Source organism: Colwellia psychrerythraea (assembly GCF_000764225.1).
In the GTDB taxonomy this organism is placed as follows: domain Bacteria; phylum Pseudomonadota; class Gammaproteobacteria; order Enterobacterales; family Alteromonadaceae; genus Colwellia; species Colwellia psychrerythraea_D.
This window is the reverse complement of sequence record NZ_JQED01000056.1, coordinates 139430-165705: the sequence shown is the minus strand read 5'-3', so window position 1 is coordinate 165705 and position 26276 is coordinate 139430. Positions and strand designations below refer to the sequence as shown.

At 37.3% G+C, this 26276-nt stretch carries 18 protein-coding genes and 5 tRNA genes; 9 read left to right on the top strand and 14 right to left on the bottom strand.

The genetic code is table 11. The features are described from left to right. The first annotated feature begins 237 nt into the window (after positions 1 to 237). The 4 genes from purM (at position 238) to ND2E_RS00680 (ending at position 4098) form a co-directional block, all read left to right on the top strand. On the top strand, positions 238 to 1278 hold the full coding sequence (purM, locus tag ND2E_RS00665) for a phosphoribosylformylglycinamidine cyclo-ligase (RefSeq protein ID WP_033095911.1): 1041 nt from the start codon (positions 238 to 240) through the stop codon (positions 1276 to 1278). A 119-nt stretch (positions 1279 to 1397) separates the two neighbouring features. After that, positions 1398 to 2039: a phosphoribosylglycinamide formyltransferase gene (gene purN, locus ND2E_RS00670; RefSeq protein WP_033095910.1), complete on the top strand. Its 642-nt coding sequence runs from the start codon at positions 1398 to 1400 to the stop codon at positions 2037 to 2039. Positions 2040 to 2230: 191 nt separating this feature from the next. Then, on the top strand, positions 2231 to 2986 hold the full coding sequence (locus ND2E_RS00675) for a DUF3108 domain-containing protein (protein ID WP_033095909.1): 756 nt from the start codon (positions 2231 to 2233) through the stop codon (positions 2984 to 2986). A 620-nt stretch (positions 2987 to 3606) separates the two neighbouring features. Then, positions 3607 to 4098 carry a hypothetical protein gene (locus ND2E_RS00680; RefSeq protein ID WP_033095908.1) on the top strand — a complete coding sequence of 164 codons (492 nt, stop codon included), beginning with the start codon at positions 3607 to 3609 and terminating at the stop codon, positions 4096 to 4098. Positions 4099 to 4244: 146 nt separating this feature from the next. On the opposite strand, the gene ND2E_RS00685 is transcribed toward ND2E_RS00680, so the two are convergent. After that, positions 4245 to 6146 carry a DUF885 domain-containing protein gene (locus ND2E_RS00685; RefSeq protein WP_033095907.1) on the bottom strand — a complete coding sequence of 634 codons (1902 nt, stop codon included), beginning with the start codon at positions 6144 to 6146 and terminating at the stop codon, positions 4245 to 4247. Positions 6147 to 6413: 267 nt separating this feature from the next. Between ND2E_RS00685 and ND2E_RS00690 the strand changes: the two genes are divergently transcribed. From ND2E_RS00690 to ND2E_RS00700, 3 genes are all read left to right on the top strand, one after another. Next, entirely contained in the window at positions 6414 to 8714 is a 2301-nt protein-coding gene (locus ND2E_RS00690) for a YgiQ family radical SAM protein (protein WP_033095906.1), read from the top strand. 547 nt (positions 8715 to 9261) lie between these two features. Further along, positions 9262 to 10854: an ABC-F family ATPase gene (locus ND2E_RS00695; protein ID WP_033095905.1), complete on the top strand. Its 1593-nt coding sequence runs from the start codon at positions 9262 to 9264 to the stop codon at positions 10852 to 10854. Positions 10855 to 10958: 104 nt separating this feature from the next. Further along, entirely contained in the window at positions 10959 to 11798 is an 840-nt protein-coding gene (locus tag ND2E_RS00700; protein WP_033095904.1) for a 23S rRNA (adenine(2030)-N(6))-methyltransferase RlmJ, read from the top strand. Between the two features lie 79 nt (positions 11799 to 11877). On the opposite strand, the gene ND2E_RS00705 is transcribed toward ND2E_RS00700, so the two are convergent. Beyond that, complete coding sequence (locus tag ND2E_RS00705; RefSeq protein ID WP_033095903.1) at positions 11878 to 13548, bottom strand: FMN-binding glutamate synthase family protein; 1671 nt, start codon at positions 13546 to 13548, stop codon at positions 11878 to 11880. A 393-nt stretch (positions 13549 to 13941) separates the two neighbouring features. Between ND2E_RS00705 and ND2E_RS00710 the strand changes: the two genes are divergently transcribed. Next, positions 13942 to 15264, top strand: coding sequence for a transporter family protein (locus ND2E_RS00710; protein ID WP_033095902.1), 1323 nt, complete (start codon positions 13942 to 13944; stop codon positions 15262 to 15264). A 399-nt stretch (positions 15265 to 15663) separates the two neighbouring features. On the opposite strand, the gene ND2E_RS0122095 is transcribed toward ND2E_RS00710, so the two are convergent. From ND2E_RS0122095 to ND2E_RS00725, 4 genes are all read right to left on the bottom strand, one after another. Beyond that, positions 15664 to 16146, bottom strand: coding sequence for a hypothetical protein (locus ND2E_RS0122095; RefSeq protein WP_052057080.1), 483 nt, complete (start codon positions 16144 to 16146; stop codon positions 15664 to 15666). 21 nt (positions 16147 to 16167) lie between these two features. Beyond that, positions 16168 to 16872, bottom strand: a complete 705-nt coding sequence (locus tag ND2E_RS00715) for a C39 family peptidase (RefSeq protein WP_033095901.1) — start codon at positions 16870 to 16872, stop codon at positions 16168 to 16170. 11 nt (positions 16873 to 16883) lie between these two features. Then, positions 16884 to 17252, bottom strand: a complete 369-nt coding sequence (locus tag ND2E_RS00720) for a hypothetical protein (protein WP_033095900.1) — start codon at positions 17250 to 17252, stop codon at positions 16884 to 16886. Positions 17253 to 17339: 87 nt separating this feature from the next. Then, positions 17340 to 19472: a hypothetical protein gene (locus ND2E_RS00725; protein ID WP_033095899.1), complete on the bottom strand. Its 2133-nt coding sequence runs from the start codon at positions 19470 to 19472 to the stop codon at positions 17340 to 17342. Between the two features lie 600 nt (positions 19473 to 20072). Between ND2E_RS00725 and ND2E_RS00730 the strand changes: the two genes are divergently transcribed. Next, entirely contained in the window at positions 20073 to 20882 is an 810-nt protein-coding gene (locus ND2E_RS00730) for a winged helix-turn-helix domain-containing protein (RefSeq protein ID WP_033095898.1), read from the top strand. 217 nt (positions 20883 to 21099) lie between these two features. On the opposite strand, the gene ND2E_RS00735 is transcribed toward ND2E_RS00730, so the two are convergent. From ND2E_RS00735 to ND2E_RS00770, 8 genes are all read right to left on the bottom strand, one after another. Then, on the bottom strand, positions 21100 to 22449 hold the full coding sequence (locus ND2E_RS00735) for a DEAD/DEAH box helicase (protein WP_033095897.1): 1350 nt from the start codon (positions 22447 to 22449) through the stop codon (positions 21100 to 21102). A 54-nt stretch (positions 22450 to 22503) separates the two neighbouring features. Beyond that, entirely contained in the window at positions 22504 to 23916 is a 1413-nt protein-coding gene (gene gltX, locus ND2E_RS00740) for a glutamate--tRNA ligase (protein ID WP_033095896.1), read from the bottom strand. A gap of 345 nt (positions 23917 to 24261) precedes the next feature. Beyond that, positions 24262 to 24337 (bottom strand) — tRNA-Val (locus ND2E_RS00745). Positions 24338 to 24373: 36 nt separating this feature from the next. Further along, positions 24374 to 24449 (bottom strand) — tRNA-Val (locus ND2E_RS00750). 36 nt (positions 24450 to 24485) lie between these two features. Continuing rightward, a tRNA-Val gene (locus ND2E_RS00755) sits at positions 24486 to 24561 on the bottom strand. Between the two features lie 36 nt (positions 24562 to 24597). Continuing rightward, positions 24598 to 24673 (bottom strand) — tRNA-Val (locus ND2E_RS00760). Positions 24674 to 24709: 36 nt separating this feature from the next. Further along, positions 24710 to 24785 (bottom strand) — tRNA-Val (locus tag ND2E_RS00765). Between the two features lie 162 nt (positions 24786 to 24947). Continuing rightward, positions 24948 to 26261, bottom strand: coding sequence for a BamA/TamA family outer membrane protein (locus ND2E_RS00770; protein WP_081962138.1), 1314 nt, complete (start codon positions 26259 to 26261; stop codon positions 24948 to 24950). Positions 26262 to 26276 lie beyond the last annotated feature (15 nt).

The window sequence follows — 26276 nt, the reverse complement described above, 5'->3', positions numbered from 1 at the left end:
TGCAAGTCTAATTATGCTGAGCATATTCTTCTAAATAATTGATGTCATCAATGACTTCCTTACCTCAAAGCCCATTCACTCGAACTAATTAGATACTAAAAGGTTTCGTATCAGTTCTTTGGAAAGACAACAATAAAATAAAACAAGTCGAAGATACTGTTTATCGTCTTGAGTATGAGTCTTTGCGCTGGTAGAATACGGCCCTTAAAATACTGTCGGTAATTTCTGAGGTTTCCCGTGAGCGAACAAAAACAGTCGTTAAGCTATAAAGATGCTGGTGTTGATATTGATGCTGGTAATGCCCTTGTTGAAAACATTAAAGGTGCAGTAAAACGCACAACACGCCCAGAAGTTATGGGTGGTTTAGGTGGTTTTGGTTCGGTATGTCAATTACCTACAGGTTATAAAGAACCTGTGCTAGTTGCAGGTACCGACGGTGTAGGTACTAAATTACGTTTAGCTATTGATTTAGCTAAGCACGATACTGTTGGTATCGATTTAGTCGCAATGTGTGTTAATGACTTGATTGTTCAAGGTGCTGAGCCATTATTCTTCCTCGACTATTATGCTACAGACAAACTTGATGTTGCAGTTGCTTCATCGGTCGTTGAAGGTATCGCTGAAGGTTGTATTCAATCAGGCTGTGCTCTTGTTGGTGGTGAAACTGCCGAAATGCCAGGCATGTACCACAAAGGTGATTACGATATCGCTGGTTTTTGTGTTGGTGTGGCTGAAAAATCTCGCCTAATTGACGGTACTAATGTTGCTGCAGGCGATCAACTGATTGCTCTTGGTGCTTCGGGCCCTCACTCAAATGGTTTTTCATTAATTCGTAAAGTGTTAGAAGTAAACAACACTGATACTAATGAATTACTTGAAGGTAAGAAAATCGCTGATCATTTACTTGAGCCAACAAAGATTTATGTAAAGTCTGTGCTTGAGTTATTAAAAGATGTCGATGTTCATGCACTTTCTCATATCACCGGTGGTGGTTTCTGGGAGAACATCCCTCGCGTATTACCTGAAACGGCTCAAGCTGTAATTAAAGGTGATAGCTGGGAGTGGCCAAGTATCTTTAACTGGTTAAAAGAAAAAGGGAACATCACTGAACATGAGATGTACCGTACCTTTAATTGTGGTGTTGGCATGATTATCGTTGTACCTGCTGACAAAGTAGCACACAGTATTGAAGTGCTAACGGCCCATGGTGAAAAGGCTTGGCATATTGGTACTATCGCAGATATGGCTGAGGGTGAAGAACAAGTTGTTTTTGCATAAACAACGAGTTTACTAAACCAAATTAAGTATATTTTAAAGGGGCTATTTAATAGCCCCTTTTATTTATTACAATGTTATCAATCCTTTTTAACCTTTTATTAAGTAAAGTAGGAAAATATATGTCGAGCAAAATAGTAGTATTGATTTCTGGCAGTGGCACTAACTTACAAGCCATTATTGATGCCTGCACTGACAGCAATTATCCCGCAGAAGTCGTTGGAGTCATTTCAAATAAAGCCGACGCTTATGGCCTAACCCGCGCTCAAAATTCTGACATTAATGCCGTGACCCTTTCTCATAAGGATTTTGCTAGTCGTGAAGATTACGACCAAGCACTTATCAAAAAAATTGACTGTTTTGATGCAGACTTAATTGTATTAGCGGGCTTTATGCGCATTCTTACCCCTAAGTTTGTTCAACATTTCCAGGGGAAACTGATAAACATTCATCCTTCGCTATTGCCTAAATATCAAGGCTTAAATACACACCAACGTGCTATTGATGCAGGTGATGAAGTTCACGGTGTTAGCGTACATTTTGTCACCGAAGAGTTAGACGGCGGTCCAGTAATTCTTCAAGCTAAAGTCCCCGTTTTTGAAGGCGATACTAGTGACGATTTAGCTGCGAGAGTTCACGAGCAAGAACATCGTATTTATCCATTGGTAGTAAAATGGTTTGCTGAGCAACGACTTATAATGCAAGGTGACAATGCAGTGCTCGATGGTCACGTCCTACCTATTTCAGGTTATGCGGCTGACTAATCTGTTTCTTTGAGAACATAAAACCAGTGTGAAGCATGATAACCTTACGGCTACAAATTGTATGAAAAATGCTTCAAGTGTTTTAAACGATAATCCAATAACTGGCACAACAAATAATTACCAAATTATTGCTCTCCTCTAGGACAGAAGCTGTTAGTATAAAAGTATACTCATCGCTTCTGGACTGTTTAATGCAAAAACTTCTCCCCATACTCTTTTTATTAATGCCTATGTTGGCTTATGCTACTGATGTTGAAATATCACCTAAATCTGTAGCCCAGCAGCAAAACTCATTTGCTGAAACTATTCCTGCTTTTCGGGCGACTTACACACTGTTACGAAAATCAGATCCTGTAGGAGAAGCTATCAGAGAGTTAAGTTACCTTGATGATGGTAAAATTAAATACCATTATGAAACAGATATCAGTTGGTTAATTTTTTCTGATACTCGAAGTGAAACGGCCATTGTTGATATCAAAAATAACCAAGTAATACCTTTTCATTATGACTATCAGCGTGAAGGTACTGGTCGTGATAAGTACTATCAATGGCAATATGATTTAGCAGGAAAAACGGCTACAGATCTGAAGAAAGATAAAAAGATATCACTCGACTTTACCGATGGTTTACTAGATAAGTTGAGTTATCATCTACAAAATCGCATTGATTTGATTAACAATCCAGAGCAGAAACGTTTTATATATCCAGTTATTAGTACAAAGGGTTCTATTAAAAATTATCAATATCAATATGATGGTAAAGAAGAGCTAATTCTCCCCTATGGTTTAGTCAAAACTATTCGATTAAAGCGTGAAATTGTTGAGAAAAAACGCATCACTTATGCTTGGTTTGCGCCAGAGTTAAATTACTTGTTAGTAAAGCTCTATCAAGTAAAAGGAGGCTCTGAACAGTTTGAAGCTCAATTATCAACTCTTGAGTTGAAATAATCTGCCCTCTTAGCCACAGCTTGATCTAGCAGATAATTCATTCACTACAGCCGAAATAAAACTACATAGTTTCTATATCCTATATTTTCTTAGCCCTAAATAAGTCAAAGGCCTATTTAGGGCTAATGCTTGCTAAAGCATTTCCTCGATAATCCTCTTCTAAATCTTTCGCTCAGCCAAACCTTATTCCACTAGGTTTTCTCAACTGTGCTATTTAACTCAACAAAACAACTTCCACTTAGACCATTTAATAGTAATTACCCAAACTTGCCCGTAACTTTTCATACCTAAAGCACTTCAAATGACGTATTTCTATCGCTTTGTTAAACATGTACGGCCAAGTCCTCTTTTAATGATAACAGTCATTTAGATGTCAAAATTAATAACAACGCATGACCACTTATCGGCCATTTCTGAGCTAGTTTTTTTGCATATCACTCGGAACCTAAATACCACTATATAGCGAGCAGACTGCGACTGCTTATTTGTAATTGCCTTTTCATATGGTTAAACAGCTTTTGCTCATAAAAAACAAAAAATGCTTGAATAGTCACCAAATACCGTATACTGTACATCTATACAGTATAGTTATATAACACGACTTAGCACGAGGCATCACTATGATCACAACCAATACAAGTATTAACCCGAGTATTAATAATGCCACGAGTACTCCCCTTGCAGTGCAAGCTTGTTTAAAGCTAGCCAATGTCGATAACCATCAGGAATTGTCTTCACATTATGTAAATATTTGCCAGCAACATAATCAAGAAAAAAAATGGCTGCTTTTTATCAACCCCGAAGAATCATCTATTGAGCAGCTAGCACTTACCCATGGCGTTGATATTTCAAAGGTGCTGTGTGTTAGCTTTAAAGGTAAAAATAAAGTAAATAACCTGCTCAATTCAAAATCAGCTCACTTAGATATTGAACAAATAAAAAACGTGTTGTGTCGTGGAAATTGCTCAGCAGTTATTCTATCAAATGCTTCCTTTGCTGTTGACGAAATGGCTGAACTTGATAATTGTGCTCGTTTAGGTGAAACCCACTGCCTCTTACTTAAAAATAATCGCACAAATGCAACCGGCCTGAGTAGCTCAAAAGTTCACTAAACGTGGTTGAGTCACTTCAAATAAAAAAGCCGTATTGTGATTAACAATACGGCTTTATTATTTTAAGACTAGTCGTAGCCATAAAACCATGGCTTGATGATTTAGCTTTTGGTTTTCTTTATATGACAAATATTTATCAAAGACTGTTAAGACTTATTATCTAGCCAATGATTTACATTACGCGTTAACACTGCCATAGGCACCGCACCATTTAGAAGCACCACATCATGAAATTCAGCCAAATCAAACTTATCACCTAAACGAGCTTTGGCTTGTTCTCTTAAACTTAATATTTTTAGCATACCAAGTTTATAGCCAAGTGCTTGGCCCGGCCATGCCATATAACGTTCTATCTCTGCCACAACATCAGATTCAGCTGTACCCGTTTGCTCTGACATATAACTGATGGCTTGCTCACGAGTCCAGCGTTTATCATGCAATCCGGTATCAACCACTAAACGCACTGCTCTAAACAGCTCCGCTTGTAAGCGACCTAAATCACCAAAAGGGTCATCTTCATACATGCCTAATTCATACGCAACTTGTTCTGAATACAAGGCCCAACCTTCAGCATATGCGTTATAAGGTGCTATTCTGCGTAAAAAAGGAAGTTCAGCTTGATCTAAGTTCAATGCAATTTGCCAGTGATGTCCCGGATTTGCTTCATGATAAGTTAGCGTTTTCAAGCCAAACTTAGGATTAGCTTTCATATCTCTTAAATTAATCCAATAAATACCAGGTTTACTGCCATCAACAGCAGGTGATGTATATTGTCCTCCTGGAGCACCATCTTGCACCTCTACCGGAAAAGATTTTACTTCAACCTGGTAACTCGGCGTCGTTTTAAACACTGGCGCCATTTTTGTGGTTATCTCAGCGATATAGCCATTAATATCGTTAAGTAATTCTTCACGTCCAGCTGTTGAATCTTCATATAAAAATCGTGGTTCTTCATTTAATGCCACCATACGTTCACCCACAGAGCCCTTTTTATAACCCTGCTTTTGCAAAATGTCATTCATAGCGTTACTAATACGCGCTACTTCATCCAAACCAATTTGATGAATTTCACTTGGTGATAATTCGCTATCCCCTAGCTGCTTAATAGCATCTTGATAATAAGCACCACCATTTGGCTGTGCCCAGATACCGGATTCAGAGCGTGCTTTACTCAAGAGTTCTGCACTTGATTTTTCTACTGATTGATAGGCTGGATATACTATTTGACTTACGTTATCGATGACTTGGGTGATTAAAGACTGTTTTTGTTCTGCTGTAAGTGACTTAACTTTTTCAATTTTCTCACGAAATACACTCACAAAGGGATGTAGTTCTGCTGATACACTAGTAAAGCCTTTTAAGTATTTAATCGCCCCTTGTAAGGTTACTTTTGAAGGTAGCCAGTTTTGAGCGGCATCAGCAGTTTGTTTTTCAATAATTGTCGCAGCTAGTTTATCAAACTGAGCTAAACGTGTGATGTAATCTAATGCCTCTTGTTCTGTAGTAATAGGCTGATCATTTTGCATCACCCTTGGAATATCTATTAATGGACCATTAATTTGATTAACAATAAACGGGGAAAGTCCCATCCAGGTATCAATATAACCAATGCTAAAACTGGGATCTCCAGCAAAATAACGCGTAATTCCTGCCATAACTTGTTGATTATTTCTGGCTGTTATATCTTCATTTGCTAATTTAATACTGGCAATTTTATTAGATATTGATAATAACTCAGCTCTCAATTGCTTTTCATCATCCGGACTGAAAAACTCCATGTCGCCACTAATAACTTTACCGACATCTTTTTTAGATAAACCATACATGGTTGCAGACAAAGCTCTTCGTTTAAAAAGGCTTTGCTTAGCTTGCTGATATAATGCAGCTAATTGTTGTTTTGAACTAAGCACTTCTTTAGGGGCCGTAATTGTTGGAGTAGCAGTTGTTTTCGTTTCCGTCACATCAGTTGTAGTATCATTACATGCGGTCAAGCCTAATGCGGCAATGACTGCACTAGCCAACAAGCTGCTTTTTAGATTCTTATTCATATTTTCCTCAGAAATGCGATTAGCACTATGGTTTATTCATCTTTTTAATTATTGTAAGGGTTACGTGGAATTTGAGTTCACTGCGATTAAAACAAATGAAATAAAGATTGTAAACAATATACAATCTTTATTTATAAATAACCTCTCTGATGTCGTTTAAAAAATAGACAGATATAATTGAGAATCATCTAGATTATCTGATATAATCCCGCGCCCGCTGACGCGGTACGATGATTTAGCATCGGATAACCCCAATGGGAAGGTGATATGACTTCAGTAAAAAAACAAGTAATTTCAAAAACTCAACAGGGATTGTTTGATTATCCAAAATACTGGGCTGAGTGTTACGGCACAGCACCTTTCTTACCTATGTCTCGCAAAGAAATGGATATTCTCGGTTGGGATAGTTGTGACATTATTATTGTCACCGGTGATGCTTATGTTGATCACCCAAGTTTTGGCATGGCTATTATCGGTCGTATGCTTGAAGCACAAGGCTTCAGAGTTGGTATTATTTCACAACCGGCATGGCATTCAAAAGACGCCTTTATGGAATTAGGAAAACCTAATTTATTTTTTGGTGTTACCGCCGGTAACATGGATTCCATGATCAACCGGTACACCGCAGAGCGCAGAATGCGTCATGACGATGCCTATACGCCAAACGATGAGGGTGGTAAACGCCCCGACCGTGCCGTAACAGCATACACCCAACGCTGTAAAGAAGCCTTTAAAGGTGTACCAGTCATAATTGGTGGTATAGAAGCAAGTTTACGTAGAATTGCGCATTATGATTATTGGTCAGATAAGGTACGTCGCTCTGTTTTATTTGATTCAAAAGCAGATTTGTTAGTATTTGGCAATGCCGAACGCCCGTTAGTTGAAATTGCTCATCGTATCGCCCGAGGTGAAGATGTTAAAAATATAACTGACGTTAGAGGCAGTGCATTCTTAACCAATCAAGCCCTTCCTGGTTGGCAAGGTATTGATTCTCGGGATATTGATAGACCGGGTAAAATTGATCCCATTCCTAGCCCTTATGAAGAAATCACACCCACGACATGTAGTGATAATGAACCGCAAACAGAAAATACTGCATTTAATAATGATATCACTAAAACGGCACAAGCTATTGAAATTGCTGATTATCGAAATAAAACTTGGGATAAGAAGGCTAAACCTTGGCAAACCACTTACATTAACTTACCTACTTTTGAGCAAGTAAAAGATAATAAAGTACTCTATGCCCATGCATCACGTATATTCCATCAAGAAGTAAATCCTACTTCTGCAAAGCCCTTAGTACAGAGCCATGGAACTCGTTTGATATGGTTAAACCCACCTGCTAAACCTCTATCGACTGAAGAAATGGATGGGGTATTTGGTTTGGAGTACAAACGCGTGCCCCACCCGAGTTACGGTAAAGCGAAAATACCGGCTTATGACATGATAAAAACGTCGATTAACATAATGCGTGGCTGTTTTGGTGGCTGTACTTTCTGTTCAATTACCGAGCATGAAGGACGCATTATTCAGAGTCGCTCCCATGAGTCTATCATTAATGAGATTGAAGACATTAAAGATAAAGTGCCCGGCTTTACTGGCGTGATTTCAGATCTTGGTGGTCCAACGGCCAATATGTATCAACTTAACTGTAAAAGTGAAAAAGCTGAAGCAACCTGTAGAAAACCTTCATGTGTTTGGCCAACAATTTGTGGCCATTTAGATACAGATCACACGCCAACAATAGAGTTATACCGTAAAGCACGCAAGGTCAAAGGCATTAAGAAAATATTAATTGCTTCAGGTGTCCGTTATGATTTAGCAATAGAGCATCCAGAATATGTGCAAGAATTAGCAACCCATCATGTTGGTGGCTATTTAAAAATTGCCCCTGAGCATACCGAGCAAGGCCCTTTAGATAACATGATGAAGCCTGGTATGGGCAGTTATGATAAATTCAAAGAAATGTTTGATCATTACTCTAAAGTTGCTGGCAAAAAGCAATATTTGATCCCCTATTTCATCTCTGCACATCCTGGCACAACCGATAAAGACATGGTTAACTTAGCGCTTTGGCTTAAAGGAAATAACTTTAAGTTAGATCAGGTACAAAATTTTTACCCTTCGCCTTTAGCAAATGCTACCACGCTATATCACACTGAGCTTAATTCCTTACGCAATGTAACCAGTAAAAATTTAGCCAAAATAGACGGTAAAATTAACGTACCAAAAGGAACTATTCAGCGACGTTTACACAAAGCAATACTACGTTATCACGATCCAGTAAATTGGCCTCAAATTCGCCAAGCCTTGACTAAAATGGGACTCACTAAACTTATTGGCTCTGCACCGAATTGCCTTGTGCCGAGAGAAACTCGTGGTGAACAACAATTAGCCAATAAAGACAGGCAAGGCAAAAATAATTCACAAGGCTTTAAAACAAGTCCAGGTCAAAATAAAGCGAGATCAGGACATAATGGTAAAAGAAAGAAAACACCAGTCCATAAAAGAGGCTTAACACGTTTTTCTGACAATCAATTTTCTGATAGAAAAAAAGCTAAGTAATAGCTTTTTATGGTAATAAAAATAAAGAAGCATGATAGTTAGCAGGTATTCAATCATATCTGCTAATGGTTTCTTTAACTGCCATAGAAGTAACTGACGCTTTGGACTATTTATAAAAGACAAAAAATGTACATAATACCAGTTTCATTAAGTTTGTGATCTTGTTGTGCGTAGGAAAAATAAATCAGGGCAAGGCGCTCGATTGAGTAATAGCTGGCTATTGGGATTGAGAGCAACGCAGTCGTGAAGTATTTTAACCAGCACAAGTGAGCAATAATTTAATGGAATTGGTATAAGCATCATTATTGCCTGTAACTATTTGCCTTTGCGTCATTTTCAAAGCTCGCTTCTCTTTTAAAAATTTTTCCAATTCTACATGAAATAGCTACAGTTACTGTATTAATATATGGCTCCTTACAGATAACACTCAAATTTAAATAGTCTAAGAATATCACTAAAATTAGTGTATAATCGCGCGAAATATTTTATCGGTTATTTTACTGGCGAAAATCAATTCAGTAAAACTCAACATTCGACGGAAAACATCATGCTAGCAGCAAATAATATCACTCAACAATTTGGCGCTAAGCCATTGTTTGAAAACATTTCACAAAAATTTGGTGGCGGTAACCGTTACGGTTTAATCGGCGCAAACGGTTGTGGTAAATCAACCTTTATGAAAATTTTAGGTGGTGATTTAGAGCAAACATCAGGTAACGTAAACCTTGATACAGGCGAACGCTTGGGTAAATTACGCCAAGACCAATTTGCTTTTGAAGAATACAGCGTTATTGATACTGTGATTATGGGACATACTGAACTTTGGGCAGTAAAAGAAGAACGAGATCGCATTTACGCTTTACCTGAAATGAGTGAAGCTGATGGCATGAAAGTGGGTGATTTAGAGTCTGAATATGCAGAAATGGACGGTTACTCTGCTGAAAGTCGCGCTGGTGAATTATTAATGGGTGTTGGTATTCCTGTTGAACAACACTATGGTTTAATGAGCGAAATAGCTCCAGGCTTTAAACTTCGTATATTGCTTGCTCAGGCTTTATTTTCGGATCCTGATATCTTATTACTTGATGAACCAACCAACAACTTGGATATTCATACAATCCAATGGCTTGAGGAAACGTTAAATGAGCGTGACTCAACCATGATCATCATTTCGCATGATAGACACTTTTTAAACAGTGTTTGTACCCATATGGCCGATTTAGATTACGGTGAGCTTAGAGTTTACCCTGGTAATTACGATGAATACATGTTGGCAGCAACGCAAGCCCGAGCGCGTTTATTGTCTGACAACGCCAAGAAAAAAGCGCAAATTGGCGAGCTTCAAGCCTTTGTTGCCCGTTTCTCAGCTAACGCATCAAAAGCTAAACAAGCAACTTCACGTGCTAAGCAAATAGATAAAATTCAACTGGATGAAGTCAAAGCATCAAGTCGAAGCAATCCATTTATTCGTTTTGAGCAAGAAAAGAAATTATTCCGTAATGCATTAGTTATTGAGCAATTAAATAAAAGCTTTGACGATGCACACATTCTTAAAGATATTTCTGCCCTAATCGAAGTTGGTGAACGCATTGCTATCATCGGTGAGAATGGTATTGGCAAAACAACCTTCTTACGCTCATTAATGAATGAAGTGGGCTATGAGGCAGATTCTGGAGAGTATACTTGGTCTGAAAATGTTAATATTGGCTATTACGCTCAGGATCATGAATACGAATTTGAAAATGATATGAATTTGTTTGAATGGATGAGTCAATGGCGCCAACCAACAGATGACGAGCAAGCTGTACGTGGTTACTTAGGTCGCTTACTTTTCTCTGCTGATGATATTAAAAAGAATGTAAGCGTGCTGTCTGGTGGTGAAAAAGGCCGTATGTTATTTGGTAAGTTAATGATGCAAAAACCAAATATATTAGTGCTCGATGAGCCAACGAACCACATGGATATGGAATCAATTGAATCATTAAACATGGCATTAGAGCAATACGAAGGAACCTTATTATTTGTCAGTCACGATAGAGAATTTGTTTCGACCATTGCTACCCGTGTAATCGAGTTAACCAGTGAAGGATATGTCGATTTTGCAGGTACTTACGACGAGTACTTAGCCAGCCAGGCTTAACCTATCTCAGAACATCAAGCGACGAGGTAGAACGTTACTCTATTTTGTCGCCTTATTCTTTCCACTATTTTCACTATTAACCAAACAATTCAAAAGGTCTTACTATGCTAAGTTATCGTCACGCCTTTCATGCGGGAAATTTCGCTGACGTATTAAAACACAGTGTTTTATCGCTAGTGCTTGATTATATGACTCGTAAGGAAAAAGGGTTTTGCTATATTGATAGCCACTCAGGTGCAGGAATGTACCAATTAGCTGACGAATATGCACAAAAGACAGGTGAATATAAAAACGGTATTGCCAAAATAATCAATGATGTTAATGCACCACAAGCACTTGAACCGTATTTATCATTAATTAACAGCCTTAACCTTAATAGTGAACTTGACATCTACCCTGGCTCTCCTGGCGTTGCAAAAGCATTTGTTCGACGTCAAGACTCAAGTCATCTATTTGAATTACACCCGAGTGATATTCACCACTTAGAAGATTTTTGCCAACGCTGGCGGAAAGTATTTGTTAAGCAATCTGATGGCTACAAAGGTGTGCTTGGTTTAATACCACCACCCAGTCGTCGTGGCGTTGTTTTAATCGATCCGCCTTATGAACTAAAAGAAGATTATCAAAAAGCGGTAAGTACCATAGTTAAAGCTTATAACAAGTTTTCAACAGGAACCTATATCGTTTGGTACCCTGTTGTTAAACGTCACTTTATCGAGCAAATGGAAAAAGACTTCACAAACAGTGATGTGAAAAACTTATTACAAGTTGAGTTTTGCTTAAATAGAGATACTGAAGAATACGGCATGACTGGTACAGGGTTGTTCATTGTTAATCCGCCTTGGCAATTAGCATCACAACTTGAAGAGGTATTACCTTACCTAAAAGACAAATTAGGTAATAACGATTCAAAGTTTACCCTAACGCAACTTATTGCAGAGTAATCTCTGCTAGATTTTTGCTCGACATACAACGAGGTTGTGAGGGCTTATTACTTTGCCCACCCAACCTTAGGTTGTTTGTCTAATTAACTTTGCGAGCTCTTTCTTGGTGAAATTCTGGCGCTTTAAGTATAAAAACATCATCAACGTAAAACTGCTCAGCACTACTAGTATGCCACCAGTGTTGCCATGACTCATCCAATTCTACATCGCTAAGTGAAGGCTCTATCAACGCATTTAATGATAAAGGCGTCACCAGACTTCCCATTGACATTTGCATGCCATAAGGCGAGCGTCGCTTTATCATTTGGGGTATAAGTTTAGCTGGATCATCCAATCCCATACTACCTACCAATTCAAAAAAGCTCGACAACGTGTTGCTATGGAAATTTTTTACTCTATCGCTTTTCGATGCTATATCAATGGCTTTGCCTCTAGCAGGATCTTGGGTCGCAACACCAGTCGGACAAAGGTTAGTATTACAATGTCTTGATTGAATACAACCAATAGCCATCATCATAGTACGAGCAGCGTTAACCACATCAGCACCAGCAGCAATTTTTTCTAGTAAATCAAAACTTGATGCCGTTTTGCCCGAAGCAATTATTTTTATTCTATCCCTAAGTCCCACACCAACTAAAGCATTGTTAACTATGCTTATGCCCTCTAAACAGATCAAACCTAATCGGTTAGTAAACTCCACTGGCGCGGCGCCTGTCCCTCCTTCTGCTCCATCAACAGTAATAAAGTCAGGCGTAATACCTGTTTCTAACATCGCTTTACAAATACTTAGAAATTCAGCGGGGTTACCAATACATAATTTAAAACCAACAGGCTTACCGCCACTCAAACTACGTAATTGTTCGATGAATGTTAACAAGTCTTTTGGTGAAGTACATTCTGGGTTTACCGCGGGTGAAATGCAGTCTCTATCTTTAGAGATATGACGAATATTCGCTATTTCATCGGTTATTTTAGCTTTAGGAAGTACCCCGCCATGACCTGGTTTTGCCCCTTGAGATAACTTTATTTCAATCATCTTTATTTGTGGTAATTTAGCAGTTTTTTCAAAGGTATCGGGGTTAAATCGCCCCTTTTCATCACGGCATCCAAAAAGCCCAGTCCCTAACTGCCATACAATGTCACCACCATGTTTCAAATGATATGGGCTTGCAGCGCCCTCACCAGTATTATGATAACACCCCGCTTTTTTAGCTCCTAAATTTAATGCTTCAATCGCATTAGAGCTTAATGACCCAAAACTCATTGCTGAAATATTTAAATATGATGCTGAATAAGGCTGCTGGCAATTACTTCCTCCAATGATCACTCTCTTGGATGTTTCTTTCACAATAGTAGGTGCCAACGAATGCCATAAACTCAAATAGTTATCTTCAACAAGGTTACGTTGAGTACCAAAAGCAATGGTATCTCGGACATTTTTAGCGCGCTGATATACCAGACTACGTTGCTCTCGATTAAATGGACGTTCTTCGGTGTCGTTAGCAATAAAATATTGTTGAATTTCAACGCGGTAAGATTCAAGAAAATAACGCAGATAAGCCACAACAGGGTAAAGGCGATTTAAGCTATGGCGACTATAGAAGATATCATATATGCCAATAATGCTATAAATTAACGTGGAAATTAAAACGAAGAAACTAAAAGCACTTTGGCTGTGCATATAGAAGTACCCTGCTGAAAAATTACCAACACTGGCAATAAACCATAGTACTTTTTGCATGATGGTCATGAAACATCCTTATATAAATATAATAATTATCTTAGTCAAACGCATTAATCATAAGTAAAAATCAATTCGCTTGTTCATAATAACTTACCATTTTTCACTATTCATTGAATACGAAAGTTTTTATTAATAAAAACGAATTACCTATTATCAAATAAAAACATGAACTTACAGCGAGTCATTGGTTCGTTAGCCGATAATATCTATAAATAAAAGTGATAAAGCTAGTTGTCTACTCTTGATTATTTCCCCCTAAATTTGCATTTCAAGGGTTAACATATAAGCTTATATTAACTACCTCTTAGGTCTAAAAGCATGATGTTAAGTTAACAAATATATTTGTTAACTTTCAATGACTGACTAAAAACTTTGAATGTTTTCATATAAGAGAAATTTATGAAAAAAACTACTAGCCACATAATCTTAGCCCCTGTAAAACGATATAAACTAGTTGTATTTATGTTTGCATTGTTGATGTCTACAAGCCCTATTAGTTACTCACAGGATGCTGCTGCCCAGTCAGAGTCCGTTGAAAAAAAATATCAGCTTGAATTAGAGAGACAATCTAAAATACTGACACAACAAGGTCGAGAAATAGAAAACTTAAAACGTTTAATTAGAAACCAATCCTCTAAAAACAAGCAAACACAAAAAAAACCTTCTCCTAATAAAAGCAGCCAACAAGCCAGTAATCAAAAGCCTAAATCATCTACGAATAAAAACGCCCAACAAGCTAGTAATAAAAAACCTAAATCGACAACTGTTATCAATAAACCCGTAGGTAAAGCCCCACCTAAACAAGCCACTCGAATCGATGTGTCTGCGATACCGAAGTTAAGTACAAACAATAGTGGTGTGTTAACAAGATCAGGTACTTTGATTATTGAGCCAAGATTTGGTTATTCATATACAGATTCTAATCGTGTATTTCTAGATGCTTACTCTTTTCTTCCTGCCTTAGTTGTTGGTTTGATAGACCTTAGAGAAATCAAGCGACATACATTTGTTGGTAGCCTAGGTGCTAGATATGGTATGAATGATCGTTGGGAAGTTGATATGAAACTTTCATACATTGGGCGAAATGACAGTCAACGCTCTCGTCCAGTAAGTGTAGGCGTTAGTGAAGATGAAATATTTACCGCTAGTGGAAGTGATATGGGTGATATTGAGTTATCTACGCGTTACCAGCTTAATTCTGGCGCTAACGGGGGAGCTATTTATGTCTTTAATCTAGTCGCGACAATCCCGACAGGTACAAGCCCATTCGAAGTTGAGTATATCGAATCAAATCCAGGCGTTGTTTTTCCCGTAGAGTTACCAACAGGCTCTGGTTTCTATAGCATCCAACCGAGTTTAACGGCAATTTATTCAACAGATCCTGGCGTACTTTTTGGTAATATAAGTTACGGTAATAATTTAGAAACTAATGAAGAAGTTGGGCAAGTTAACCCTGGTGATAGCGTAGGTTTTAGCTTTGGTTTAGGCCTCTCTTTAAATGATCGTACATCCATGAGTTTAAGTTACTCCCATAAACATGTACTGAAATCGAAAATTGATAATATCAAAATTGAAGGAAGTGAACTTGATATTGGACAGTTGATTATCGGTTATTCATTCAACTATTCAACAACAACTAATTTAAACTTATCTTTAAATATTGGTGTTACTGACGATGCTCCAGATGTTCGACTTAATTTCAGGGTTCCAATGATGTTCTAACACGATACCTTTAGATAGTATCGTTTTATATACTTCTCATCACTTTAAAACTAGAAGGTTAGATAAACAAATGAGAGCGCTAGCTATTCTCTGTCATATAAAATGATCATCACTTTAGCCTAAATACAGCAAAACTTGAGCTGTGTTTGAATTATCCCTTCTAAACACTTTGATGCCTTTATGCTTAAGATATCACGAACGTACTCTTAAGTAGAAAGCGGCGAAAAAACAAGGCATGCCTTATTAAATTTTGAAAATAAAAAGGCAATTATCCTGAATGTCTTCTTTTGAAATAACATTAATAGACAAGGTATACTAACAACACTTATTATTACTTTTCAAATACTTGATAGAAGTTAGAAAGTTTTGTGAAATAGGATAACTTTTGGTTTATATCTATTAGTTAATCGTAATAGGTAAGGAGTGCAAATTATAAAATTGGCTATTACTTGGGCTTAGATTGATATTATTTAAATTTTTAATATCAATGTTAATATTGTTTATGGTTTGTAGCGTTTGGTTATCTAGATCATTTTGGATAACAGACTGAAATAATTCATTCGATAACCCTGGTATATTCAACTTCCCATCATTAACTAAATACTGGTTATCTGCGGTTTCAAAATATGAGCTAGCGGTTTCTTCACCATTTCTAAATAATAGTTTTTCAAAACTGATATCTACAATAACACCGTTAGGTAAAATAAATCCTCCTCGTGTATAAGCTAAGTGTGAATCAGATACCTTGTGCCATTTCTCTGTCTCTGAAGGTGGTTCAAAATCTCCATCTTCCGAGCTGACAGCTAAAGCTACTCCTGACATAGTGACTAAGACCACCAGCATATATAGATTATTTAGAAGCATATCTGATTTAATATTCATGTAAATATCCTAAAGTTTATATCAGAAATCAACACCAGAAGGTTGGAGTATATTAAAGAGTGCTAAACTAGAATGATCAACAGCAAGACCTAAATGCCCTTTTACTCGTAAATTCCACTCTTCTTGCGTTTGGTAATGATTAGAAGCGATATCTTTTTTATCTTGGATAACAAAAATAATTTGTTTATTCCACATTTTTTCAAACTCTTCTCTGCTGTACACTTTAATTCCCAGAGCAGGATCACCTACTAATACTTCTTTTTCATCGCTACCTTTTATAATAACAAAATGCATATAGCCTTTATTATTAATAATAGTAATGGCCGGAATTTCAGCTTTAGCTAGCTGATTTAAACTGATTTTAAAACCATTAGATCTATAACCCCGCCGTGAAAGATATAACTTCATATCAAACAATGAGAACCCATGTTGCTGTATTTTTTTTTGATCACCATACTTATACATATCTTTAAAAACCATTAGTTCATCAACAACATCGTCATAATGAAAAGATAATAGACTTGCGAGGGTTGCAGAGCCGCAACTGAAATCATATTGTTGCTTATAAATTGTTTTAAAGCGCTGTTCTTTGATACTTGAAACATTTATCGAGAAGTTACCTCCACTAAAGCCTCCTCCTAAATTAACAGTACCTGCAGAAGCAGGAAACATTAGGGTTAGCAGTATGACTAGTAATGATAGAGATACCTTAAACAATTTACTCATAACGGGTACCTTTACTCGGGAGTTATTGTAATAGTAATAATAGTCGAATCTTGAATAATGACATTGTTTCCCGTATTTTGAATTATAGAAAAGACACCACTTGCATCATGAAATGAGCCTTGATCTATGATGTTATATCCGGTCACACTGTCGCTGACTTTATTATCAGTAAGCTCGGCTGCTAAATTTGCATTATTAGTAACATCAACATCAACAATTCCGCCAAGACCTCGGGTTTGATCTAACTCTTCAAGCAAAACCGGTGCAACATCAATTATCGCAGCGTCTAAAGCAACATCATCAGCAAAGATTTTGTTACTACATAGAACTAACAAGGTTAGTAATGTGATTAGGCGAATATTTTGATATAGCTTTTTCATAGCCCTTATCCTTATAAGAGTTGCTAACATCATGTCAGCAACTCCTTTAACGTCTTACCCCATAAACTTATCGAGTAGTCGAAGAGTTTATTGGTTTACATTAACATTCCCTTGAAGTGACACTTGTTGTTGGGTTAAAGCATTATTACCAAGGTTTTGTACATTTTGGTTAATACCTGCAGTTCCATTAAAAGTATCTGTCATATTATTGCTATTTGTGACTGTAGAAGCACCGTTAAGGTTATACGCTACATTATTTTGAGTTACAGCACCTGTTAAAACAGACTCATTAACTCTATAGGTCGTAGTTGCTGTACCGCCATTATTTGCTGAAGATGTTCCCCATCCGTCAGCCCAAGCTCCACTATTGTCGCTATTATCGGTATTGGTACTATTATCACTGTTATCAATACTGGCAGTCCCGCCATTATTTGCTGAAGCAGAGTGATCTGTCGCCTCGGCATAACTGTGGTCACTGTTATCAGAATTATCACTATTGTCAGTATTATCTACACTAGCGACACCACCATTGTTAGCCGCTGCAGATCCCATTGCATTTGCATTTGTCATACTATGGTCTGAGTTATCTGAGTTATCACTGTTGTCGGAGTTATTCGAATTATCATTTGCATTATCCGAAATCATCAAGTCAAAATCGGTACTGCTATCTGAGTTGTCCGAATTATCAGAGTTATCACTATTATCTGAGTTGTCTGAATTATCGCTATTATCGGAGTTATCCGAATTATCATTAAAGCTATCTGTAACAGCTAGGTCTACGTCATTACTGTTATCTGAGCTATCAGAATTATCAGAATTGTCAGAATTATTACTGTTATCATTAGCATTATCTGAGATGGCTAGGTCTAAATCAGTACTGTTATCTGAGCTATCAGAATTATCAGAGTTGTCTGAATTGTCTGAATTATCACTATTATTCGAATTGTCATTCGCGGTATCAGATACTGCTACATCAGTACTGTTATCAGAATTGTCCGTATTATCACTGTTATCTGAGTTGTCCGAATTGTCATTCGCTGTGTCAGATACTGCTACATCAGTACTGTTATCTGAACTGTCGGAGTTATCTGAGTTATCACTATTATTCGAATTGTCATTCGCGGTGTCAGATACTGCTACATCGGTACTGTTATCTGAATTATCACTATTATTCGAATTATCATTCGCAGTGTCAGATACTGCTACATCAGTGCTGTTATCTGAGTTGTCCGTATTATCACTGTTATCTGAATTGTCCGAATTGTCATTCGCGGTGTCAGATACTGCTACATCAGTACTATTATCTGAACTGTCTGAATTATCTGAATTGTCATTCGCAGTGTCAGATACTGCTACATCAGTACTATTATCTGAATTATCACTATTATTCGAATTATCATTCGCAGTGTCAGATACTGCTACATCAGTGCTATTATCTGAATTATCACTATTATTCGAATTATCATTCGCAGTGTCAGATACTGCTACATCAGTACTATTATCTGAATTATCACTATTATTCGAATTATCATTCGCAGTGTCAGATACTGCTACATCAGTACTGTTGTCTGAGTTGTCGGTATTATCAGAGTTATCATTACCTGAATCAGCTACATCAACGTCTAAATCATTACTATTGTCAGAATTATCGCTATTATTAGAGTTATCATTGGCATTATCTGAAATGGCAAGATCATTACTATTATCTGAATTATCACTATTATTCGAATTGTCATTCGCGGTATCAGATACTGCTACATCAGTACTGTTGTCTGAGTTGTCGGTATTATCAGAGTTATCATTACCTGAATCAGCTATACCTACGTCTAAATCATTACTATTGTCGGAATTATCGCTATTATCAGAGTTATTGCTATTATCCGAGTTGTCATTAGCAGTATCAGAAATAGCTAAGTCATTACTATTATCCGAATTGTTGGTATTATCGGAGTTGTCATTAGCACTATCTGAAACAGCTAAATCATTACTATTATCTGAGTTATTAGTATTGTCAGAGTTGTCATTAGCATTATCCGAAATAGCAAGGTCATTACTATTATCTGAATTGTTATTCGCTGAGTTATCGGTAGAGGTTGCGGTCGAGTTATCATTTGCTGCAGCGGAGCCATTGTCCGCTTCATTTGCCAATGCGACATTGGCTGCAGAACTAAGTATCAGGGCAATACTTACTGCTAGTATATTTTTGTTAAAAAATTTCATATTTTACACTCCACTAAAAATTATTTAGTAACTATTAATCTGATTGAAAATCTAACGTTACAAGAAAAATAGTGACACCTTAAACGTCCATATAAAGCGTGTATGCCTATATAAAATGCGTTAACTAAAATCTGCGTTAACATATATCTGAATGCATCGGCTTCGTATTCACTGTGAATAGTAGTCTACGGCTAACTTAAAATTCCATTAAAGACACATCAAAAAACACTTAAAAAATGAACGTCAGAAACTTAATTTAGAATTGATGTTACTAAATACAAAGGCATTAAAAGTAAGGTGTTACTGGGTTTTGAATGATAAATATCGTGTGGAAATAAAGTGTTTAAGGATAGTCATATTGTCAGTATTTTTTACACTTTTCACTTATATTTCATCAGCTTTTTATTCAGAGTCATTTAAGCGATTGTATTAGTGCTAAAAATTATTTAGGGCGCAAATATTGCTTAATTTTTAAGCGTATTAATTAAATTTTTTTTGTTAACAACGAATTAACCTTTTATTCAGGCCTCGATCTTACCTTCAGATTAAGATTACTTATTGGGTTAATTACGTCATTTAAAATTTGAAAAGGATTTAAATATGCCGTGTTTTCAGCATGACAACAGTATGCTCATAATTTCCAATGATAGTTTTATTATTGGTTTATTAACGGGATATTGTGTTGCCAATCATTTCACTCTTAAATGTATCCCCCGCTCTAAGCCTCTTTATTGCAATGGAACTCATCCTAAGTATAAGTTAATTATTTTTGATTTACGTGAAATGACCCCCTCATTAATTGAAGATCATTTAGAGTCTTTAAACAATATCCATCATAAATATTCTATCCCGATTTGTGCAATACATAATAGAAATAGAATGCCACTTCATCTTTTACTACCTTGGTTAAATTATTATAAAGATGAAACTTTTATTGAAAAACTTGATGATTATATTAATAAATACATCATCGATTTCACTCATGTATTTGATGAACGAAGAAATTACAATCGTAGATTAGGGACTGATCGGCGAAAATTATTAGGTACCATAGACTCTTTTTCAACCAAACAACATAATGGCTCAGTTAAGTTACTTAACCCCGATGTTGAGCTCGAATTATTAGGTTTATTTAAAATTGATAGAGATTGTCAGAATGTCTATTTGAAAGGGAAAAACTTAGAACTTACCGCTAAAGAGTTCAAGCTTTTTAAGTTGTTAGCTGAAGATCCCGAACGGGTATGCACAACGGAAAAACTAATTACGCATTTGTGGCCAAATAGAGGACGGGCAAATAAATCAGACCTTTATCAATACATGCATTTATTAAGAAAAAAAGTAGAACTGGATCCAGATAACCCACATTGGATAATAACCATAAAAGGTGTTGGTTATAAACTACATATATAATTATTTTGTTTCAAATTTATGCCATGATACAAGAATGTTAGCAGTGACTTATTTACCTTATCGCAGAAGATAAACAAGTAATTTAATCCTATGTTCGGCAAGTATCGCAGCGTTTAAAAGGTACTAAACCTTATTATTCACTGCGATCAAAATGAAGAGTGCTCACAACTATAAAACATGGATACTGCATTGTGATAGCGTTACTCTTATCCAGACTTTAGTCTTGTTCCTTCTTAGTATCATCTTCAATTTGTTCTGGCGCTAATGCTTTTTTTCGCTTAATAATTTTCATTTCACCTGCATCTTGTATATCCAAGAAAGTTTTCTTAATAACTTTTCTCGGTTTATTGTGTGTCGACTTTTTCTCTTGAACGACGTTAGCTTTGCTTTTTACCGCTTTGGCTTTCTTAGGTTTTAAACCTTTAAACTTAACTTTAATTCCTTCAACTTTGGTAAAAGAAATTTTTTGCTGTAAAAAGGCCTCCACATTTTTAAAGCTTAGCCAATCATTTGGCCCAACTAATGAAATAGCATCACCTTTTGTTCCTGCACGACCAGTTCGCCCGATACGATGAACAAATTCTTCAGTGTGCTTTGGCATATCAAAATTAATAACATGTGAGACGTTAATTAAATCAAGGCCGCGAGAGGCTAGATCAGTTGTTACTAATATTTTATGTTGGCCTTTTGAAAAGCTCTCCATAATTTGATTTCGTTGGCTTTGATTTAATTCACCACTCAATGCAACAGCGTTAAGCTCTTGCTCTGATAATAGCTTAGCTAGACGTTCGGTATCACTGCGCGTTGCCGTGAAAATTATAATTTGTTCAGATTTTTCACTCGCTAAAAAATGTAATAATAACGCCTCTTTTTGCGTGAGATTATCAGCAAGGTAAAAACGCTTGGCAATGTCAACATGCTCACTATGGCCTGCTTCAACAGCAATTCGCTTTGGCTTAGTCAATAATTCAGTAGCGAACTCATTTACTTGTGCATGATCTAAAGTTGCTGAAAACAGTAAAGTTTGACGCTTACGATGATCGGCCGCCTTATTTATTTGACTAAGTTCACTACTAAAGCCTAAATCAAGCATACGATCAGCTTCATCTAATATAAGTAATTCTAAACCATTGAGGTAAAAATGACCTTGCTTCAAATGATCTGCTAGACGCCCTGGTGTTGCAACGATAAAGTGAGGATCCTTCTCTAACACTTTGACTTGATCATTAAAGTTTTCCCCGCCTAAAATTAAAACCGCTTTAAACTGAGTATTCGAAGTAAATAAACGTAGCTGACTGAAAACTTGTTTAGCCAGCTCTCGTGTCGGAGTTAAAATAACAACACGTGGGTCACGCTTTGATAAAGGTCTGTTCTTACTTAATCGCTGCAATGCAGGGATGATAAAAGCTAACGTTTTACCAGAGCCTGTTTTTGATGAAGCAATTAAGTCATGCCCAGCCATTGCTGCAGGAATAGCCTGTTGTTGAATTTGTGTTGGCTCGTTAAAACCAAGATGTTCTACAGTATCGATTAAACATCTATCTAAACCAAAGTCACTAAATTGCACTAGGCATTCTCCTAAACGTATTTAAAGTGGTTAAACTAATCATAAGAGATATCATTAACCGGCTGCAATTCTTGCTTCTACCACAACCAAGGCTTGTTCAATTCTTTCAATGACTTTGCTTTGATCTAACAGTGCTAAGGTAATATCAAGCGATGGTGAGTTACCGCCACCTGTTGCAGCAACACGAAGAGGCATACCTACTTTGCCCATGCCTAGTTCTAACTCTACTGCGGTATCGTTGATTGCTGCGTGAATAGGCTCTGGTGACCAATCAGTGAGTGCTGCTAATTTCTCTTTAACTAACATCATTGGCTCTTTAACAACTGGACGTAAGTGCTTTTTAACTGCTTTTGCATCAAGTTCCGTAAAATCTTCATAAAAATAACGTGAAATATCTGCCATTTCTTTTAATGTTTTAACACGATCGGCTTGAATTTTCACAACGTCTGCCAACGCAGGTCCATTGTCTGTGTTAATTCCTTGATCAGCCATATGCCATGCTAAATGTTCTGCAACATAAGTCGGATCCATCGTTTTCATGTAATGCTGATTCACCCAAATAAGTTTATCGGTATTAAAACCTGATGGAGCACGATTACAGTCCTTTAAATCAAATAATTCAATCATTTCTTCACGAGAGAATATTTCTTTATCGCCATGAGACCAGCCTAAACGTACTAAATAGTTTAGAAGTGCTTCAGGTAAAAAACCATCATCACGGTATTGCATAACACCAACTGCACCATGGCGTTTAGATAAACGCTTACCATCATCACCTAGAATCATAGGAATATGTGCGTATTGTGGTACATCTGCACCTAAGGCTTTGAGAATGTTAATTTGTTTAGGCGTATTACTAACATGATCATCGCCACGAACAACATGGGTAACTTTCATATCCCAATCATCAACCACAACCGTTAAGTTATACGTAGGTGTACCGTCAGAACGAGCAATGATTAAATCATCTAATTGCTCATTACTAATCGCAATATCACCTTTAACCATGTCTTTAATAATAACGTCGCCTTCAAGCGGATTCTTAAAACGAATCACAAACGGTTTATCTGCCGGGTGGTCTGTACGGTCACGCCATAAGCCATTATATTTTTCTATTTCGCCTTTTGCTTTGGCTTCTTCGCGCATTGCATCAACTTCTTCACTTGTGCAGTAACAGCGATAAGCATTACCGGAGGCAAGTAGTTGTTCTATTGTTTCGTTATATCGGTCAAAACGTTCAGTTTGAAAGTATGGTCCATGTGTCCACTCAAGATTTAACCAGTTCATTCCATCCATAATGGCATCAACAGAAGCTTGGGTTGAACGCTCTAGATCGGTATCTTCAATACGAAGGATAAAGTCACCGCCATTTTTCTTGGCGTATAACCAGCTATATAAAGCTGTACGGGCACCACCAACATGAAGGTAACCTGTTGGGCTTGGGGCAAAACGTGTTGTTAAAGTCATAAGAATCTCTATAGCTGTCACTAACAACGCCTATTTGGCGACATTAGGATTATAAATCGAAAAATTGACCGCATTTTAACACCGCAATTGAGTTAATTCATCACTTTGATGTAATTAAATAACTTATCTTTGCAATGGACTTTAACGGAAAGAAAAATGAGCAATAATCACTCTCTTTTTTGATTTATACAACAGCTAAATTCATAGTAGTTTCAAATGAAAGCAGCACAGTGTCTATTGTTTGAAAAGAGGACCTTCGAACTATTGACATTTTGTGGCAAAGAGAGAAAATAGGGTTATAAAACTTGTTTAAGTGAAAATTAAAAGGGAATTTAAAATAAAGAGTGGTGGACGATACTGGGCTTGAACCAGTGACCCCCGCCTTGTAAGGGCGGTGCTCTCCCAACTGAGCTAATCGTCCATCTAAGTTTTAATTCTTCATGGATAAAGAATAAAGTGGTGGACGATACTGGGCTTGAACCAGTGACCCCCGCCTTGTAAGGGCGGTGCTCTCCCAACTGAGCTAATCGTCCATCTAAGTTTTAATTCTTCATGGATAAAGAATAAAGTGGTGGACGATACTGGGCTTGAACCAGTGACCCCCGCCTTGTAAGGGCGGTGCTCTCCCAACTGAGCTAATCGTCCATCTAAGTTTTAATTCTTCGTGGATAAAGAATAAAGTGGTGGACGATACTGGGCTTGAACCAGTGACCCCCGCCTTGTAAGGGCGGTGCTCTCCCAACTGAGCTAATCGTCCATCTAAGTTTTAATTCTTCGTGGATAAAGAATAAAGTGGTGGACGATACTGGGCTTGAACCAGTGACCCCCGCCTTGTAAGGGCGGTGCTCTCCCAACTGAGCTAATCGTCCGTCTCTTCGGGGGCGTATTATAGGCAGTTCGTAAAAGCTGTCAACCGAAAAGCTTGAAGTTTCTTGTTTTTTTTCAAAAAGCCATGCGTTTGATTTATTTTTACCCACAACGCTACATTAATACCCAATAAAACTCAGACATTATATGCTTAAGTTAATTAACTAAAACGGATGACCTATCATCAACCAAGTACTTCCCCCTTCTTTTGAGCTTGTGAAGTCTAATCGAACGACAATACCTGCAGTTAACGCTCTAAGGGATACACCTACATCAGATTTCCAATCAGAAAAAAGTGTGTCTCGATTAAATGTCGGTGAGACTCTCCCTCCTTCAACATACAAAACGGTTTGTAACCAATCAAGCTTTAAAAACCTTAACCATCGTACATTCTCTGTTGGGTTATAGTCCCAAGTCATACGGTATTCTGCTGTTGCATAGACAACAGCTTTATCATGAAAGCGGTTTTGTCTAAATCCTCGCAAACGATACATACCGCCTAATGTTGCTCCTTCTAAAAAAGGAGCATTATTGGTGACTTGGCTGTTCCCTTTATCGTCATATGCAACATCCCAGCTGGGTGAATACCCCAACCAAGCATTGAGCGCAATAATATTTTGTTTCGCATATGAACTTTTACCTAGAGAAAAATATTTACTCGCTTCGATTTCAACAAAGTCCCACTGCTCTTTTGATTCTAACCACTCAGGGTTATAACTATAAGCAATATATTGTGAACTTCCTTTACTGGGGTTAGCAGGAAAGTCGGTATTATCGTAAAGTAGACCTAACTCAAGTGCGTGGACTGCGCCTGAAAGCTCACCACTCTCATTTCTGTATTGTTGATAACGGTTAAATTGCCTAGCAATTACTATGCTAGTACCTGTTGTTAGTGGATTCCAATTAGGCTGTTCGCTATCATTTTTCAATAATCCGCCACTTAATTGGTAATGAGACATACTGTGCTCTTTTGCACTGCCCCATGGTAGTACATATTCTAAGCTCACCTCCCACCAATTGCTTGAACCACTTCCCTGAATGAAATCATCAAAGCTAGAGTCATTAGATCCTGCTCTAGGTGCAGGTGTATAGACCTCTGGTAAAGGTGAGTATGCACGTAACAGCGGGTATTCTCCCATCATGCCAATCGCGCTAACAAAAAAGCGTTTACTGCCCAAAAGACGGTAATTCCAGAGACCAGCCCCTAAACCTTTGGTTTCTCCGCCACCATAAACAGTGCCCCCCAAAGTCATTTGCTTTTGATAAAGACCGGTAGCCATAGCGCCAACGCCGAAAACTAAGCCTAAATCATCGGTACTAAATGCATAGGGTAAAACTAAACTCTCACGCTTTTTAATATTCTCTTGTCGCTGCACCGAGTATTTAACCTTACTCGGTGGTTTAGCTTGTACTGCAGAGCAAACAAAAATAAATACGCCAAAGGCATACACTAATAACGCTTTAACACTCTTTTTCATGTAGACAATTTAGCC